This window comes from Pseudomonas gregormendelii (genome assembly GCF_017114825.1).
Lineage (GTDB): Bacteria > Pseudomonadota > Gammaproteobacteria > Pseudomonadales > Pseudomonadaceae > Aquipseudomonas > Aquipseudomonas gregormendelii.
The window spans coordinates 1-692 of the sequence record NZ_JADEVO010000105.1 but is presented as its reverse complement, the minus strand read 5'-3'; the positions used below and the strand labels follow the sequence as shown (position 1 = coordinate 692).

1 pseudogene is annotated in these 692 nt (G+C 57.2%); it reads right to left on the bottom strand.

The features are described from left to right. Positions 1 to 692 (bottom strand): annotated as a pseudogene (locus IMW75_RS26770) (RHS repeat domain-containing protein); the annotation flags it as partial.

Here is a 692-nt window from a genome sequence, read left to right as displayed (position 1 = left end):
CGCTGTTGAGGTATTCGGTCTTGTTGCCCAGCGCATCGACTTCGGCGATGAGGTTGCCCTTGGCGTCGTAGCGGGCTTTCCAGGTGCTGCCGTCAGGGTAATCAACCTGCGTGACCAGGGTGGTCAGATGGTGGTACTGGTATTTGATCTTGCGCCCGAGCGGATCAGTTTCTTCGACCAGCCGAGCGTACTCGTCGTACTTGAGCTTGACGGTATTGCCATCGGGCAATGTGAGTCCGGTCATGTTGCCGGTGTCGTCGATCTCTATAACGTAGTGTTCGCCACCGAAGTCGCGGCTCGAGGTGACGCGGTTATCGCTGTTGTAATGAAGTTCAGCTTCGCGTCCGAGTACATCGGTGATCCACGTGGTGCGGGCATCTATGTCGTAGCGAAAATGGAAGTGCTCGCCATCACTGGTCCAGTGTTCCACCACTCGAGGTTGGTCTGCGATGGTTTCCCAGCGGTAATTGCAAGTCAGGCCCAAGGCATTGCTGTGACTGGCCATGACGCCGTCGGCGTAACTGAAGCGGCGAACCGAATCGTTGTTGCGATTGATCACCTCGATGAGTTGGCCATTGTCGTCGTAGCGATACTGCACCAGGGTTTCGACGGCCTGATTGTCGACGACGCGTTTGACATCGGTCAGGCGACCCAGCGGGTTGTCGTAATGCAGGTGCACACGAACGCCGCCG